Source organism: Synechococcus sp. BMK-MC-1, assembly GCF_014279955.1.
Classification (GTDB): Bacteria; Cyanobacteriota; Cyanobacteriia; order PCC-6307; family Cyanobiaceae; genus Synechococcus_C.
This window is the reverse complement of the sequence record NZ_CP047939.1, coordinates 2,570,082-2,584,604: the sequence shown is the minus strand read 5'-3', so window position 1 is coordinate 2,584,604 and position 14,523 is coordinate 2,570,082. Positions and strand designations below refer to the sequence as shown.

Genomic DNA, 14,523 nt, shown 5'->3' with positions numbered 1-14,523 from the left:
GGCCACCGGCCATCAAGACGGGATGTCTGGTCTGAAGCGTCGCTCAAAACCCAACCGCAAATCGGCTGGACGTTAAATCAGTCTTCCCAGTTTTCCTCGTTCTGCTCATCCGCAGCGTTGTAGTCCTCTTTCTCACCCATGAGAGCGGACAGTTCTTCCTCTTCCACGGTGCTCACTTCCGGTGAGCTGGATTCCTCATCTTCCACCAGTCGCCCACTGGTTTCGAGCCAGCTCAACAGATCAGGCTCTTCCCGCAGGGGAAGCACCGGAGCGGGGTCCTTTCGGCCGTAGCGGGTGAGAGCTGGATTGACGCCGTCAAGGGCGCTCATGTCCGTGAGGGCTGAGGACAAGATCTCTGGAGCCAATCCGTCATCATAGAAGACAGTCCGTGACAGTTCCTTGAACAAAGCGGGTTGGCTTGGATTTCTCTGGGGAGGAGCACTGCTTTTCAGTGCAGCATTGCGCCTGTGGGGTGCACGCCACCCTGAGCCTCTGCAGGTCCGATCGGGTGCGGCGCTGGCGCTGGTGCTGGCCCCTGCCCTGTTGATCACCCTCTGGTTGCTGTGGTCGTCCCGCGGGAGTGGAGAATCGGAGCAGTCCGATACAGATCAGGAGTCCGCTTGATGGGACGCGCCAAGAAGGTTGTGCTCGCTTATTCCGGTGGCGTGGATACGAGTGTTTGCATTCCGTATCTCAAGCAGGAGTGGGGAGTCGAGGAGGTGATCACGTTTGCCGCTGACCTCGGCCAGGGCGACGAGCTGGAGCCGATTCGGCGCAAGGCTCTGGAGGCTGGCGCCAGTCAGTCTCTGGTGGGTGATCTCATACAGCCGTTCATCGAAGAGTTCGCCTTTCCTGCCATCCGTGCCAATGCCCTTTACGAGGGTCGTTACCCCTTGTCCACGGCCCTGGCCCGTCCGTTGATTGCCCGGCGGCTTGTGGAAGTGGCGCGGGAGGTTGGCGCGGATGCTGTGGCCCATGGATGCACGGGCAAGGGCAACGACCAGGTGCGTTTTGATGTGGCGATTGCCGCCTTGGCTCCCGATCTCAAGGTGCTCACGCCAGCCAGGGAGTGGGGAATGAGCAGGGAGGAAACGATTGCCTACGGCGAACGCTGCGGTTTGCCAGCACCGGTGAGCAAGAAATCTCCTTATTCCATCGATCTCAATCTGCTTGGTCGCAGCGTTGAAGCCGGCCCTCTGGAGGATCCGATGCAGGCTCCCCCTGAAGAAGTGTTCGCCATGACGGTGTCCATCGATGCGGCGCCCTCGGAGGCTGAAGAGATCGAGATCGCCTTCGAGGCTGGCAACCCTGTGAGCATCAACGGCCAGCGACTCGATCCTGTTGCCTTGATCCGAGAAGCCAACCGTTTGGCTGGATCCCATGGCATCGGTCGACTCGACATGATCGAGAACCGGGTGGTGGGCATCAAGAGCCGGGAGATCTACGAAACGCCGGGTTTGCTTCTCTTGATCCAGGCCCACCAGGAACTGGAGAGTCTCACCCTTGCCGCCGATGTGCTCCGCACCAAGCGGCAGCTGGAGATGCAGTGGGCTGATTTGGTGTATCAAGGACTGTGGTTTGGTCCGCTCAAGGAGGCCCTCGATGGCTTCATGGACCGCACCCAGAGCGAAGTGAACGGCGTGGTGCGGCTGCGCCTGCACAAGGGCAATGCCATCGTCACTGGACGGGGGTCCAGCGACAGCAGCCTTTACGTGCCTGAAATGGCCTCCTACGGCAGCGAAGATCAGTTTGATCACCGGGCCGCTGAAGGCTTCATTTATGTCTGGGGTCTGCCCATTCGTCTCTGGTCAGCCGCCCGTCGCCGTTGAAGCCTGGTTCAGGCCGCAGCATCCAAATCCGCTGGCCGTTCGCCGCGACGCGGTTCTGAGCGCCAGCGGAACAAGCGAGAGCGTTGTTCGTTGGTGTTTGGCTCCGCAATCAATCCAGGAGCAGGGCTTTCGAGCAGTTGCTGGGCTCTGGCAAGCAGTCGATAACGTTCCAGCAGTGGTTCAAGCCGCTGCTGGAATTTGCGCTCGAACAGGTCCGGCAGCTCTTCGAGCAGCACTTCGTAGTCATGCACGGTCTGCTCGAGATCAGCGATGCGTTGCTTCAAAGCACGGATCGCTGCATCGTCGGCGGTGTTGGCTTCGCCAGCCTCAGGCTGGGGATGCCAAAGGGGTACCGGAGCCTGGTGGGAGGGGTCCTGGGGGTGCATGACCGGACGCTATCGCCCGGTCACGACTTCCACAATCCCTGGTTCAGGCAGAGGTTTCAGTGGTTTCCGGTTGGGGAGCGGCGGGCTCGGAGCCGGGAACCACGCGCGGTGCGGGCAGAGGTCCTTCCTGCTTCACCGTCAGATAACGAATCACATCCTCGCTGAGACGCATCACCTTCTCGAGGACGGCCACCTGCTGGCCATCACCGTTGTGGCTGAGCTGCACGTAGATGCCTTCCTTGTGCTTGGCGATCGGATAGGCCAGGCGACGCTTGCCACGCATCTGGTTGTCGAGCACATCAGCGCCCGCTTCCACCAGGATGTCGCGGTACTTGGTCAGATGGGATTCAACCTCCTCTTCCGGAATGTCCGGCCGGAGGATGTACATGGTCTCGTAATAAGGCTGCTGGGTCATGGAGACAGCTCCGACAGGGACTGATGGCTCACCCGGGTGAGCGACGGATCCAACAGCCTATCCCCTTGGGGTTGACAGCTTCAGTAGAGCTGCATGCGGACGGCCTGGCTCAGGCCCGGCAGATCGGGCTCTCGGCCGCGGATGCACTCCACGAGCGCAAAGATCACAACGGCCAGAACAGCAATCACCACCGTGCTGGAGAGGGTTCTCAACATCAAACCGCTGCCCAAAGGCTGCAGGAGAATCATGAAGGCATACCCGAGCAGCACAACGATGATGTCCACCAGCAACGCCTGCAGGGTGTTGAAGCGGATGAAATAGGGCACAGCCGGGTTGCGCACCACGGCTAGGAACAGCAGGAAGAAGATCAGCAGGTTGCCGAAGGGGATTCCCTGCTCCAGAAGGGCGATCGGCAACGCGGGCAGGGTCAGCCACTGCAGCCAAGGAAACTGCCCCATCAGGTGACCTCCGAAGGGAATCGCGTCACTCCAGGGAAGGAGATAGGCCAGAAGACCCAGGAACCGTTGCCAGGAAGGGATGGACATGACCGCGGCTTGAACGCGTTGAGCGTAGGCCCGGCGTCTGGGGATGCAGAGGCTCAGCGCCGCGTTGAGGCGAGGCAGTTGAGAGCCGCCTGGCGCATCACGTCCACCGGCACCGTGGAGCAACCGCTCCAGCGGCGCAGGGATGCTGCGCCCTGTTGGACCAGCATTTCCAGGCCATCGATGGTGCGGCAACCCCGTTCTGCCCCCAGCGTCAGCCAGGGCGTCGGTCTTGGCGTGTAGATGAGGTCATAGAGCGTTGTCTTCGCCTCGAGATCGTTCCAGATGTCCTGACTCAGGGGCATGGTGCTTCCGTCCTGGTGCCCCTCCATCCCCACGGGAGTGGTGTTCACCACAAGGCAGGCCTGGGTGAGAAGCTCCCGGATCCGGCTTTCCTCAAGGGGGATGCCAACCAGGGGGACTGTCTCCTCCTCGGCGGGTTGGCGCAGATCACTCAAGAAGGCTGCCAGTGCAGTGTCCCGTCGTCCGGCGATATGGATGGCGTTCAGGGGCAGTTGCTGAAGCCCTGCCACAACAGCACGGGCACTGCCACCGCATCCCAGCACAACCGCCGTGCCGCCGCGCCACGCCTCTGACGTGTCCTGCAGAGGAGCCAGAAATCCCTCAGCGTCGGTGTTGTGGCCGTACCAGCCGCCGTTGTCGGCAGGGATGAGGGTGTTCACGGCTTGGAGACGCGAGGCCAGAGCACTCAGCTCCGTGCAGTGGGAGGCCACGGCCTGCTTGTGCGGGATGGTGACGTTCAGGCCGCGGCAGTTCACGGCTCTGAGGCCGCTGAGCACAGACCCCAGATCCGACTGCGCACAGGGCAGTGCCATGTAGCGCCAATCAAGCCCCATGGCGTCGAGGGCGGCATTGTGCATCGCCGGTGAGAGCGAGTGACGCACCGGTTGCCCCAACAGGCCGATCAGACCGGTGGTTCCGCTGATCATCGTGCCGTTCTGTGTCTGCTCACCAGCCTGCCTGTTCGGGAACCACACCTCGCCTGCAGGCGTTTCCTCTGACGAAGATGCGAAAGATCTAATCAGTCATTTCGCGGAGTCTGGAGGCACCGAATGGGAAAAGTTGTCGGCATCGATCTCGGAACCACCAATAGCTGTGTGTCGGTGATGGAGGGCGGCAAGCCCACCGTGATCGCCAACGCCGAAGGCTTCCGCACCACGCCCTCGGTGGTGGCCTACACCAAGAACCAGGATCAGCTGGTGGGTCAGATCGCCAAGCGCCAGGCGGTGATGAACCCCGACAACACCTTTTATTCCGTGAAGCGTTTCATCGGCCGGCGGGTCGATGAGGTGAATGAGGAGTCCAAGGAAGTGAGCTACGGCGTTGAGAAGGCCGGCTCGAACGTGAAGGTGAAGTGCCCCGTTCTCGACAAGCAATTCGCCCCTGAAGAGGTGAGCGCCCAGGTGCTGCGCAAGCTGGCGGAGGATGCCGGCAAATATCTGGGAGAAACCGTCACCCAGGCGGTGATCACCGTTCCTGCTTACTTCAACGACTCCCAGCGTCAGGCCACCAAGGATGCCGGCAAGATCGCCGGTCTCGAGGTGCTGCGCATCATCAACGAGCCCACCGCGGCTGCGCTGGCCTACGGCCTCGACAAGAAGAGCAACGAGCGCATCCTGGTGTTTGACCTGGGCGGCGGCACCTTCGACGTGTCCGTGCTCGAGGTGGGTGACGGGGTCTTCGAGGTGCTGTCCACCTCCGGCGACACCCACCTCGGTGGTGATGACTTCGACAAGGTGATCGTTGATCACCTGGCCGACAGCTTCAAGGCCAACGAGGGCATTGATCTGCGTCAGGACAAGCAGGCTCTTCAGCGCCTCACCGAAGCGGCTGAAAAGGCCAAGATCGAGCTCTCCAGTGCCACCCAGAGCGAGATCAACCTGCCGTTCATCACGGCAACGCCTGAAGGCCCGAAGCATCTCGACCTCACACTCACCCGCGGCAAGTTCGAAGAGCTCGCCTCCAACCTGATCGACCGCTGTCGCATTCCTGTGGAGCAGGCTCTCAAGGACGCCAAGCTGTCCTCCGGCGAGCTCGATGAGATCGTGATGGTGGGTGGTTCCACCCGCATCCCTGCCGTGCTGGAGCTGGTCAAGCGCGTTACCAGCAAGGATCCCAATCAGACGGTGAACCCCGATGAGGTGGTGGCCGTGGGAGCTGCCATTCAGGGCGGCGTGCTCGCAGGTGAGGTGAAGGACATCCTGCTGCTGGATGTCACGCCTCTGTCCCTGGGTGTGGAAACCCTCGGTGGGGTGATGACCAAGATGATCACCCGTAACACCACGGTCCCCACCAAGAAATCGGAGACCTACTCCACGGCCGTGGACGGTCAGACCAATGTGGAGATTCACGTGCTCCAGGGTGAGCGCGAGATGGCGTCCGACAACAAGAGTCTGGGAACCTTCCGTCTCGACGGCATTCCTGCGGCTCCCCGCGGCGTGCCCCAGATCGAAGTGACCTTCGACATCGATGCCAACGGCATTCTCAGCGTCACGGCCAAGGACAAGGGCAGCGGCAAGGAGCAGTCCATCTCCATCACCGGTGCGTCCACCCTGAGCGATTCCGAGGTGGACAAGATGGTGAAGGATGCTGAAGCCAACGCCAGCGCTGACAAGGAGAAGCGCGAGCGGATCGACCTCAAGAACCAGGCTGAAACCCTGGTGTATCAGGCAGAGAAGCAGATGGGCGAGCTCGGCGACAAAGTCGACGATGCGGCCAAGGCCAAGGTGGAGGAGAAGCGCACCAAGCTCAAGGAGGCCACCGAGAAGGAGGACTACGACGCCATGAAGACCCTGCTGGAGGAACTGCAGCAGGAGCTCTACACCGTGGGTGCCTCCGTTTACCAGCAAGAAGGTGCCGCAGCCGGTGCTGCGCCCGGTGCAGACGCTGGAGCCGGAGCTGGTGCAGCGGGAGGATCATCCGATGCCGGTGACGACGTCATCGATGCCGAATTCACTGAAACCAAGTGAGTCCTTCGCATTGATCACAAAGAAAGGGGGCCGCAAGGCCCCCTTTTTTGTTGGTTTGTGCGCTTCGGCGCTGGGCGATCACTCGCTGATCTGGGCCACGGCAGCCTTGGACTTCTCCACAACCTCGGCCGGCAGGGAGACGTAGCCCAGGTCGGGTGCCTGACTCTGGGACTTCTCCGACAGCATGAACTCGAAGGTCTTCTTCAGCAGCTCGGTCTTGTCGGCGTTGCCTTCCTTGTAGGCCAGGATCCAGGTGAAGGTCACGATCGGATAGCCCTTGGGAGGATTGGGATTGCCTCCGATCAGATCGGGACCCAGATCGATGGAGGCCAGAGCGGTGCTCTCGCTTTCGTTGGTGGGCTTCACCTGTTCACCGGATGCATTGGCCAAGGCAGCGGCCTGCAGCTTCCCTTTCACGTAAGCCACCTCCACGTAACCCAAACCACCGTCGATCTGATTCAGCTGAGCGGCGACACCCTCGTTGCCTTTGGCACCAACGCCTGTGGGCCAGGCCACGGACTTGCCGGTTCCTGGACCGTTTTTCCAGGCATCACTGATGGCTGAGAGGTGCTTGGTGAAGTTGTACGTGGTTCCGGAGCCATCGGAGCGACGGACCACGGTGATCGCTTTGTCGTCACAGCCCACGTCGCTGTAGTTCTTGATCTTGCCAAGGAAGATGTCAGCCAGTTGCTGCTGGGTGAGCTTCAGATCGCAACCCGGGAGGTTGTAAGCCACGGCGATGGCACCGGCGGTCATCGGGATCTGCAGCACGCCGCGGGTCACCTTGGCGATGTCGTCTGCCTTCATCGGTGCGTCTGAGGCTCCGAAGTCGACGGTTCCGGCTTGGAACTGGCGCACGCCGGCTCCGGAGCCAACCGATTGATAGTTCACTTGGATGCCCTGGGGAGCCAGTTCCTGGAACCAACGGGTGTAGATGGCTGCAGGGAACGAGGCGCCAGCCCCAGACAGGTTGCCCTTGAGTTGGTCTCCGCCGCCACCGCCGGAGGAGCAGGCGGCGAGGCTGACGCCAGCGGTGAGTCCTGCAATGGCAGTGAGCGCTCTGGCTTGAAACGAACGACGCATGATTTCGATGACGAAAACGACTGGTCTGGAGGTCGAGCTCCGGCTGGACCCTATGCACACCGTTTCAGCTTCGAATTAAGGGGCGGTAAGGATTGATCCATCAATCTGCTGGCTCACCCATTCGGCGCTGGCTGGAGCCAGCAGCACCCCATTGCGGTAGTGACCTGAAGCCAGAATCAAGCCGGGCTCCAGTTGTTCCAACAGCGGAGCCGGCCGGCCCTGCGGGCGTGCGCGCAAACCATGCCACTGGCCAACGCGCTCCGTGTCGTGCAACCACTGGGGAGCCAGGTTGTTCAGCGTCTGCATGGCAGGCAGCAGGGAGGGATTGGCTTCGCTACCGGGTTCCACGGTGGCTCCCAGCCACAGCTGCCGCTCGCCGTGGGGGATCAGATTGATGCCGCCACAGGTGAGGACGGCGGGCCAGTGCTCCCAGCTGGCTTGAGAGTCCTGGCGTTTCAGCTCCAGCACTTGCCCCAGCACGGCCTCCATCGGCCTTGGGTGTCCCAGGGGCTCCAGCAATGCCTCACTGCCCAGGGCTGAGCAGATCACCACGGCATCCACGCGCAGCGAATCCCCAGCGGAGGTGACCACTCTCCAGCGACCATTGCTGCCAGCACTGGAACGCTCTAAACGCCTTGCCGAGGTTGAACGCAACGTTCCGCCCTGTGCCTTGAAAGCCCGGCGCAGGGCGCGCAGCAGCCCCAGAGGGTCCACCCGTCCATCCTGTTCAGAGAGCAACGCCCCATGGCCCGTTCGCGGCCATGGCGTCGGCGCTGATGGCAACGCTGGCTCCTCGAGAAACTGCAGTCCTCGCTCACGTCTGGCCTGGGCGAGCTGTCGCATGCGCTCGGCTTCTTCCGCGCTGGCGGCCAGCTGAACCAGGGGGGTCTGCAGGCTGAGCGGTGAGCTCGGATGGTCTAGCTGCGAGACCCAGTTTGGCCAGAGGGCCATGCTGCGCTGGCGCAGGCGCCAGCCCCGGCCGCTGGAGCGACGAAAGCAATGGCCCATCAGAACGCCCAGAGATGCTGTGCTTCCGTTCAAGCCACGCTGGCTCGATGCTTCCGGCACCTCTGAAGCCAGGCAGGGATCCAGGAGCACTACAGCATGTCCTTGGAGGCTGAGATGCCAGGACGTGGCGGTGCCGACGATGCCGGCACCGACGACAGCGATGGAGGCAGTCAGCTCAGCGCCTGAGCAGGGATCACTTCGGAATAGTTGGAGAAGCCAGTGGCCACAGCCACATAGGCCTTCTGGAGACGGGCACCGTCTTGGAGGCGGGCCGCTTCATCGAGATCGGCCATGGCTTCTTTCAGGTCAGCGGCCAGGGCATTGGCCTGGTCGCGATCCTGGGGAAGCAGGCGCTGGTTGATGTACAGCATTTCGCGCCCCACTTCCTGCATGGGGCCGTGGATCAAGTTGCGGGTGAACGTCCAGTCCCGCTGATTCACGAGTTGGGCCAATTCTGGGAGGCGCTCTTTGGCTGCAGTGAATCCTTCAACCTGGCGACGGATCACAGCCATGTCGTCGGGACTGATGGTGGCAGGCTTGGCGTTGGCGCCGCCATCGCAAGCGGCCAGGCCGAAGCAGAGAGCAAGACAGAGGCAGAACGCAGCAAGGCGACGCAGGGCGCTCAGCATGGCGAGAACAATTAAGTGCTGAGACTTTAACTGCGCTTTACAGTGAAATAGTTCGTAGTCGTTATGAGTTCGCTTATGAGGGTTGCATCGGTCCCTCTCGCCTCCGTGCGACGCCCGCTTCAGCGTTTCTTGGATGAAGCCAAGGTGGAAGCGCTGATGACCTCGATTGCCCAGGAGGGTTTGCGCGAACCGATCGATCTCCTCGAGGTGAAGGGTCAGCTCTGGGGGTTCAACGGCTGTCACCGGGTCGCTGCCCATGAACGCCTCGGTCTCCCCACGATCCGGGCCAGGATCCGCCAGGCCACACCCCGGGATCTCAACCTGCACCTGCGCTGAGTTGCAGAGCGCTTTCGGGCGCAGAATCAGGGTGTGTCTTGGTCGTTTGTGTGTCATCCGCCTCGGTCATCCTGCAGCTGATCTGTCCTGATCGCCCGGCACTCGTGAGCGATATCGCTGGCTGGGTGGCCGCGAACGGCGGCAACATTCGCCACGCCGACCACCACACCGATGCGGGAGCTGGATTGTTTCTCAGCCGGATCGAGTGGGATCTGCAGGGTTTCGGTTTACCCAGGGAGGCCATCCCAGTGGCGGTGAAGGCTCTGGCGGAGCGTCTTGGTGGTGATGCCCAGGTGCATTTTTCCGATGACCATCCCCGGGTTGCCATCTTGGTGAGCAAGCAGAGCCATTGCTTGCTCGATCTGCTTTGGCGAGCCCGCAGCGGAGAGCTGCCCATGCAGGTTCCTTTGGTGATCAGCAACCATCCCGATTTGGAACCCTATTGCGCTGATTTCGGAGTGCCGTTCGTTTGCGTTCCCGTGACCACAGGAAAGAAGGCTGAAGCGGAGGCCACCATCCTCGAGTTGTTGGACGAACACCAGGTTGATCTGGCTGTGCTCGCCAAGTACATGCAGGTGTTGAGTGGGGGTTTTCTGGAGCGTTTTTCCGAGGTGATCAACATTCACCATTCGTTCTTGCCGGCTTTCAAGGGTGCGCAGCCTTATCACCGGGCCTGGGAGCGCGGAGTGAAGCTGATCGGTGCCACAGCGCACTATGTCACCGAGGAACTGGATGACGGCCCGATCATTGAGCAAACAATCGCCACAGTGAGTCACCGCGATGAGGTGGAGGATCTGATTCGAAAAGGGCGTGACACGGAAAGGCTGGCCCTGGCCCGTGCCTTGCGTCTCCACCTCCGTCGTCAGGTGATGGTGTATCGCGGACGCACGGCTGTGTTCGCATGACCCGTTTCCTGCCCATGGTCGCGGCCTGGCTGGATGGAGAGGGTGGTCCGTGCGCATCCACCTGGGGATGGCGCTGCTTCCAGCTCGGATTGTTCTTTCTGCCCTCCAGTGCCCTGCTGGCTGGTCTTCTTTTGTTTCCCGCTCTGATCCTGGGAAGTGTGGGTCGGGAGCGTCCGTTTTGGCGTGATCCCTGGAATGCCCCTCTGCTGCTGGCTGCAGTGTTCATGGTGGTTGGTTGTGTGCAGTCGTATTCCGGGCCGTTGGCCTGGGCTGGCTTGGCCAACTGGATTCCCTTTTTCTGGGGCTTCTGGGGATTTCAGCCCTATGTGGCTCTGGCCTCGTCGCGTCGGCGCAGCAGCCTCTGGCTTGTGGCCGGCACTGTTCCGGTGGTCGTGACCGGTTTGGGCCAGCTCTGGCTGGGTTGGCAGGGTCCCTGGCAGATGTTCGGGGGCCTGATCATCTGGTTCATGTCCGCCGGCGGCCGTCCTGAAGGACGTTTGTCGGGACTGTTTGACTACGCCAACATCGCTTCGGCCTGGTTGGCCATGGTCTGGCCGCTGATGCTGGCGGCGTTGGTGCAGCCTGGTCTCAACCGCACGCGCCGGGGGGTGGTGCTGACCATGGCTGCGGCTGTGGTGCTGTCGCTGGTGCTGACCGAGTCGCGCAATGGCTGGGGAGCGCTTGTGCTTGCTGTTCCCCTGGTGCTCGGTCCCCCGAGCTGGCCCTGGCTCCTGCCCCTGCTGGGGTTGGCTCTGTTGCCTGTGCTGGTGGCCGTTGTTCCCGGTGTGCCCCCCCTGCTCCAGGATCCGGCGCGCACGTTCGTTCCCGAGGGGATCTGGGCCCGTCTCAGCGATACGCAGTACGCCAGCCAGCGGGCCCTGGCGTCCACACGGCTCAGCCAGTGGGGACTCGCCCTGCAGTTGATTGCGGAACGCCCCTGGTTTGGCTGGGGTGCCGCGGCCTTTTCCGTGATCTATCCCCTGAGAGCGGGCAAGTGGCACGGCCATGCCCACAATCTCCCTTTGGAACTGGCCATCAGCCATGGCCTACCTGCGGCCGTTTTGGTGGTGGCTTTGGTGCTGCTGTTGCTGGTGGTGAGCCTGCGCCGTGGTCCTCTGGCTTTGTTTGATCGAGCTTGGTGGACCGCTGCCCTGGTGCTCACGGTTCTGCATGCCACAGATCTGCCGTTCTTCGACAGCCGTCTGAACATCGCCGGCTGGATTCTGCTTGCGGGTTTGCGGGCATCGTTCAGTCCACGGGTTCAGCCGGCTCAGCACGCAGCGCCTGTTGCTGGTGCTTGAGCAGGGTGTCCTGGGGTAGGGGTCCCTGCAGATGCTCCCAGGGCAGCACCGTGTCGTCCGGCCAGGTTTCGTGAACCACCTGCTCCCAGGCTGGCGGCAGAGGTAAGGCCACACCGGCGCTGCTGGCCGCGGGCAGCTCCCCAGCCCGAGCCGCTCGGTAGGCCTTCTTCCAGCCGCCAAGACTCTCCTGCGTTCCGCGGACGGCCACGATCACAGGCGCCAGTCGACGATCACTTCGTGACAGCAGCGCCTGGATCACGCTCCAGCCATAACTCTCGGGCCGCAAGTCGATGCCTTTCGGTTTCAGCCGTTTGCCGAGGCGTTTCAAGCGTTTGTCGGCTTCCGGCCGCACCCCTTGCCATTGGAACGGGGTGTGAGCCTTGGGAACGAACGTGCTCACCCCGAGGGTGAAACGCAGCCCTGGTGTGGCTTTCTTGAGTTGCAGCAGCAGATCGGCGGTTGCTTCCACGTCCTCCTCCTCTTCGCTGGGGAGTCCCACCATTCCGTAGAGCTTCAGGGCACTGAGACCACCCTGCTTGGCATGGCGTGCAGCGGCGTTGATCTCTTCGCTGCTCAACTTTTTGTTTACGACGCGGCGCATCCGTTCACTGCCGCTTTCGATGGCGATGGTCAGCGATTTGCTGCCCCGACTGGCGAGGCTGGCGGCCAGGGCGGGGGTCACGGTGGCCGCTCGCACGGAGCTCACGCTCACGCGAACGTCATCGAAGCGATCGCTGCCGAGCCAGGTGAGCAGATCAGTGAACTGTGGATGCTGGGTGACGGATGCACCCAGCAGTCCCAAACGACGGGTCGCCTTGAGGCCCCGTTCCACCGCAGGAATCAGCCCGTCATCCAGGGATGGAGTTCGGAAGGGAAGGGTGAGATAGCTGGCCAGGCAGAAGCGACAGAGTTCAGGGCAGCTGCGCACCACTTCCACCATGTGGATGTCAGGCCATGCGGCATCGGGAGTGATCACCGTGGAGTGGCTGAGGGTGTTGCCGCGCCAGGTCTGCTTGGTCACGGTGGCGGGAAGATCGGCTTCGATCGGCTTGATCGACTGCAGCGATCCCTCGGCATCGAAGTCAGGGGCGTAGAGCGCCGGCACATAGATGCCGGGAACCTTGGCCAGGTGCCGCAGACGCACAGCCCTTGGCGCGTTGCGCACCGCCTGCAGGGCGTCGATGAAGGCCGGAAGAAGATCCTCCCCATCCCCCAGCAGGATCACATCGAAAAACGGCGCCAGGGGTTCAGGGTTCGCGGTCAACACAGGCCCCCCTCCGAACACGATCGGGTCAGCGTCCGTTCGCTGTTCGCTCCAGATCGGGATGCGCTGGTCTTCGAGCAGATCCAGCAACACAGGACCATCCAGTTCCCAGCTCAGGGACAGACCGAACAGATCGCAGTGGCGGTGCGGGGGATCACCCTGATCGGTGAACAGCCTGCGCACATCCAGATCAGACCGTGAGGCCAACGTGGCCCAGACGATCTGGTAGCCAAGGCTGGTGATTCCCACCGTGTAGGTGCTGGGGAATGCCAGGACCGTGCGCAGGGCATCGGGTTCCGGAACGGCCGGATCGAACAGCAGCGTTTCCTGATTCAGGGGTCTTGGCCGAGGTTGGGATTGTTCTTCTCTGGTGGCGGTGGCGGTGTGAAGGCCCGCCGGCGGATCGAGCCGCCCCAGGCGTGATGGATGCCGCCGTGACGCTGACGGCGCGCTTCCCGGTGATCTTCGTCCTTCAGTTCCATGCCCAACTGGCGCTCGTAAATCGAGCGTTCATCAAACACCCTGGCCACCAGAAAACTGGCCAGACAAGCCACCAAGATTGGTTTGAGGATGAGCAGGTCCTTTGTGAGTGCGAAGGCCAGAAACATGGCCGTGATCGGAGTGCGCGAACAGCTGGCCACGAAGGCCCCCATGCCCGCGAACACGTAGGTGCTGGGAACATGCCCCGTGAGCGCTTCAACCCAATAGCCGCAGGCCAGTCCGATCGCTCCGCCAAGGGTGAGCATCGGGAAAAACAGGCCTCCAGGAGCACCCGACGCTGCGGCCAGACCGGTGCTGAAAAAGAGCACGGTGAAGGTTCCGAGCGCCATCGGGATGTCGGCCTTGCCGTCGGCGATTAGATGTTGCAGTCCCTCCAGGTTGTGGAACTCTTCAGGAAGGAAGGCATAAACGCTGCCGAGCACCGCACCGCTGAGCACCATGCGCAACACCAGCCGATCGCCAAACCAGGCATCCCCCTTGCGCTGCATGGCCAGCACATAGCGGCAGTAGAGCTCCGCTAGCAGGCCCACCACCACGCCGAGCCCGATCAGGTAGCCCAGATCGATCGGCAGAAAACTCACCATCGGCGTGTATTCCCGTTCCAGCTGGAACCCCTGGGTTGCATCGAGACCGCCTCCACTGGGACTGAGCCCGGCCAGCCCGAGCACATCGGCCCAGGCATCGGCCCAGAAGGTGGTCACGATCACCAGCAGCAACACCACGGGCCTGGCGGAGTGCAGCAGCTCCTCAACGGCGTACACAAACCCACCGATCGGTGCACTGAACACGGCGGCGATTCCGGCACCGCCGCCGGCGGCCACGATCACCCGCCGGAAGGCCACAGGAGCTTTCAGCCAGCGCGCCATCTGCCAGGCAACGGAACCCCCCATCTGCACGGAGGGTCCCTCGGGGCCAAGGGGAAAGCCGCTGCCGATAGCCACGATTCCTGCCACCAGTTTCACCAGGCCCACCTGCAGCCCCATGGGAACGGCCCGGTGCTTGAGGAAGCCCATGATGTGGGTGATTCCTGATCCGCCAGCGGCAGGCGCCAGGCAGGTGACGAGGAGGCCTGAAACCAATCCACCCAGGGCCCCGAGCCCTGGCAGCACCGCCCAGGCGGGCAGATCGGCCAGGAGTTCGAGGCGCCATGTCCCCAGAGTCTTGATGCCTGCCTTGAACAGCACCCCTGTCAGGGCGGCCCCGAGCCCGGTGAACATCAGGGCGAGGACCACCACCCACCAGCGCCGTTCCAGCAGGCGGCGGATGCTGCGGCTGGAGCCGAGTTGGTGGCGTCGTTGTTTCAGTTCACTCAGAACGGACATGGCAGCGCTGAT

Annotated in this window: 16 protein-coding genes; 6 read left to right on the top strand and 10 right to left on the bottom strand. The window is 62.4% G+C overall.

Annotated elements, in window-relative coordinates; translation table 11 throughout:
- Positions 1-77 precede the first annotated feature (77 nt).
- Positions 78-329, bottom strand: coding sequence for a DUF3134 family protein (locus SynBMKMC1_RS14425; RefSeq protein ID WP_011934406.1), 252 nt, complete (start codon positions 327-329; stop codon positions 78-80).
- A gap of 70 nt (positions 330-399) precedes the next feature.
- Here SynBMKMC1_RS14425 and SynBMKMC1_RS14420 point away from each other — a divergent pair, with 70 nt between their 5' ends.
- Complete coding sequence (locus tag SynBMKMC1_RS14420) at positions 400-624, top strand: hypothetical protein (RefSeq protein WP_011934405.1); 225 nt, start codon at positions 400-402, stop codon at positions 622-624.
- Positions 624-1,829: an argininosuccinate synthase gene (locus tag SynBMKMC1_RS14415; protein WP_011934404.1), complete on the top strand. Its 1,206-nt coding sequence runs from the start codon at positions 624-626 to the stop codon at positions 1,827-1,829. Before SynBMKMC1_RS14420 ends, SynBMKMC1_RS14415 begins: the two co-directional genes overlap by 1 nt.
- Positions 1,830-1,837: 8 nt before the next feature.
- Here the strand turns inward: SynBMKMC1_RS14415 and SynBMKMC1_RS14410 are convergent, their stop codons facing one another.
- The 4 genes from SynBMKMC1_RS14410 to SynBMKMC1_RS14395 form a co-directional block, all read right to left on the bottom strand.
- Positions 1,838-2,215: a hypothetical protein gene (locus SynBMKMC1_RS14410; RefSeq protein WP_011934403.1), complete on the bottom strand. Its 378-nt coding sequence runs from the start codon at positions 2,213-2,215 to the stop codon at positions 1,838-1,840.
- A 43-nt stretch (positions 2,216-2,258) separates the two neighbouring features.
- Positions 2,259-2,630, bottom strand: a complete 372-nt coding sequence (rpsF, locus tag SynBMKMC1_RS14405) for a 30S ribosomal protein S6 (protein WP_186472238.1) — start codon at positions 2,628-2,630, stop codon at positions 2,259-2,261.
- An 80-nt stretch (positions 2,631-2,710) separates the two neighbouring features.
- A complete protein-coding gene (locus SynBMKMC1_RS14400; RefSeq protein WP_011934401.1) occupies positions 2,711-3,175 on the bottom strand; it encodes a Tic20 family protein in 465 nt (154 codons plus the stop codon).
- Positions 3,176-3,228: 53 nt separating this feature from the next.
- Entirely contained in the window at positions 3,229-4,122 is an 894-nt protein-coding gene (locus SynBMKMC1_RS14395; RefSeq protein ID WP_186472237.1) for a shikimate dehydrogenase, read from the bottom strand.
- Between the two features lie 123 nt (positions 4,123-4,245).
- Here SynBMKMC1_RS14395 and dnaK point away from each other — a divergent pair, with 123 nt between their 5' ends.
- Entirely contained in the window at positions 4,246-6,162 is a 1,917-nt protein-coding gene (gene dnaK, locus SynBMKMC1_RS14390) for a molecular chaperone DnaK (RefSeq protein ID WP_011934399.1), read from the top strand.
- A 78-nt stretch (positions 6,163-6,240) separates the two neighbouring features.
- Here dnaK and pstS read toward each other — a convergent pair whose 3' ends face one another.
- The 3 genes from pstS to psbQ form a co-directional block, all read right to left on the bottom strand.
- Positions 6,241-7,245, bottom strand: a complete 1,005-nt coding sequence (gene pstS, locus SynBMKMC1_RS14385) for a phosphate ABC transporter substrate-binding protein PstS (protein WP_186472236.1) — start codon at positions 7,243-7,245, stop codon at positions 6,241-6,243.
- A 75-nt stretch (positions 7,246-7,320) separates the two neighbouring features.
- Positions 7,321-8,394 carry an FAD-binding oxidoreductase gene (locus SynBMKMC1_RS14380; RefSeq protein ID WP_255486409.1) on the bottom strand — a complete coding sequence of 358 codons (1,074 nt, stop codon included), beginning with the start codon at positions 8,392-8,394 and terminating at the stop codon, positions 7,321-7,323.
- Between the two features lie 29 nt (positions 8,395-8,423).
- Positions 8,424-8,882 (bottom strand): photosystem II protein PsbQ, encoded by a 459-nt coding sequence (gene psbQ, locus SynBMKMC1_RS14375; RefSeq protein ID WP_186472235.1) that lies wholly within the window; start codon positions 8,880-8,882, stop codon positions 8,424-8,426.
- A gap of 63 nt (positions 8,883-8,945) precedes the next feature.
- On the opposite strand from psbQ, the gene SynBMKMC1_RS14370 reads away from it, so the two are divergent.
- Genes SynBMKMC1_RS14370 through SynBMKMC1_RS14360 form a run of 3 tightly spaced genes read left to right on the top strand, consistent with a single transcriptional unit; the run spans position 8,946 to position 11,424 of the window.
- Positions 8,946-9,218, top strand: coding sequence for a sulfiredoxin (locus SynBMKMC1_RS14370; protein WP_370593924.1), 273 nt, complete (start codon positions 8,946-8,948; stop codon positions 9,216-9,218).
- 50 nt (positions 9,219-9,268) lie between these two features.
- The gene (gene purU, locus SynBMKMC1_RS14365; protein ID WP_011934394.1) at positions 9,269-10,123 is read left to right on the top strand and encodes a formyltetrahydrofolate deformylase; all 855 of its coding nucleotides are present in this window, start codon (positions 9,269-9,271) and stop codon (positions 10,121-10,123) included.
- Positions 10,120-11,424 carry an O-antigen ligase gene (locus tag SynBMKMC1_RS14360; protein WP_186472234.1) on the top strand — a complete coding sequence of 435 codons (1,305 nt, stop codon included), beginning with the start codon at positions 10,120-10,122 and terminating at the stop codon, positions 11,422-11,424. Before purU ends, SynBMKMC1_RS14360 begins: the two co-directional genes overlap by 4 nt.
- On the opposite strand, the gene SynBMKMC1_RS14355 is transcribed toward SynBMKMC1_RS14360, so the two are convergent.
- Positions 11,372-12,937 carry a radical SAM protein gene (locus SynBMKMC1_RS14355; protein ID WP_255486231.1) on the bottom strand — a complete coding sequence of 522 codons (1,566 nt, stop codon included), beginning with the start codon at positions 12,935-12,937 and terminating at the stop codon, positions 11,372-11,374. The two genes, SynBMKMC1_RS14360 and SynBMKMC1_RS14355, sit on opposite strands and share 53 nt — an antisense overlap.
- Positions 12,938-13,020: 83 nt before the next feature.
- Positions 13,021-14,511 carry a ClC family H(+)/Cl(-) exchange transporter gene (locus SynBMKMC1_RS14350; RefSeq protein ID WP_186472233.1) on the bottom strand — a complete coding sequence of 497 codons (1,491 nt, stop codon included), beginning with the start codon at positions 14,509-14,511 and terminating at the stop codon, positions 13,021-13,023.
- Between the last annotated feature and the right edge of the window lie 12 nt (positions 14,512-14,523).

Excerpts from the sequence above, each read along its gene's own strand:
- SynBMKMC1_RS14370 (WP_370593924.1), top strand. The coding sequence starts at position 8,946 with ATGAGTTCGCTTATGAGGGTTGCATCGGTCCCTCTCGCCTCCGTGCGA.
- SynBMKMC1_RS14400 (WP_011934401.1), bottom strand. The coding sequence starts at position 3,175 with ATGTCCATCCCTTCCTGGCAACGGTTCCTGGGTCTTCTGGCCTATCTC.
- dnaK (WP_011934399.1), top strand. The coding sequence starts at position 4,246 with ATGGGAAAAGTTGTCGGCATCGATCTCGGAACCACCAATAGCTGTGTG.
- SynBMKMC1_RS14415 (WP_011934404.1), top strand. The coding sequence starts at position 624 with ATGGGACGCGCCAAGAAGGTTGTGCTCGCTTATTCCGGTGGCGTGGAT.
- pstS (WP_186472236.1), bottom strand. The coding sequence starts at position 7,245 with ATGCGTCGTTCGTTTCAAGCCAGAGCGCTCACTGCCATTGCAGGACTC.
- SynBMKMC1_RS14395 (WP_186472237.1), bottom strand. The coding sequence starts at position 4,122 with ATGATCAGCGGAACCACCGGTCTGATCGGCCTGTTGGGGCAACCGGTG.
- SynBMKMC1_RS14350 (WP_186472233.1), bottom strand. The coding sequence starts at position 14,511 with ATGTCCGTTCTGAGTGAACTGAAACAACGACGCCACCAACTCGGCTCC.
- SynBMKMC1_RS14410 (WP_011934403.1), bottom strand. The coding sequence starts at position 2,215 with ATGCACCCCCAGGACCCCTCCCACCAGGCTCCGGTACCCCTTTGGCAT.
- psbQ (WP_186472235.1), bottom strand. The coding sequence starts at position 8,882 with ATGCTGAGCGCCCTGCGTCGCCTTGCTGCGTTCTGCCTCTGTCTTGCT.
- rpsF (WP_186472238.1), bottom strand. The coding sequence starts at position 2,630 with ATGACCCAGCAGCCTTATTACGAGACCATGTACATCCTCCGGCCGGAC.
- SynBMKMC1_RS14360 (WP_186472234.1), top strand. The coding sequence starts at position 10,120 with ATGACCCGTTTCCTGCCCATGGTCGCGGCCTGGCTGGATGGAGAGGGT.
- SynBMKMC1_RS14425 (WP_011934406.1), bottom strand. The coding sequence starts at position 329 with ATGAGCGCCCTTGACGGCGTCAATCCAGCTCTCACCCGCTACGGCCGA.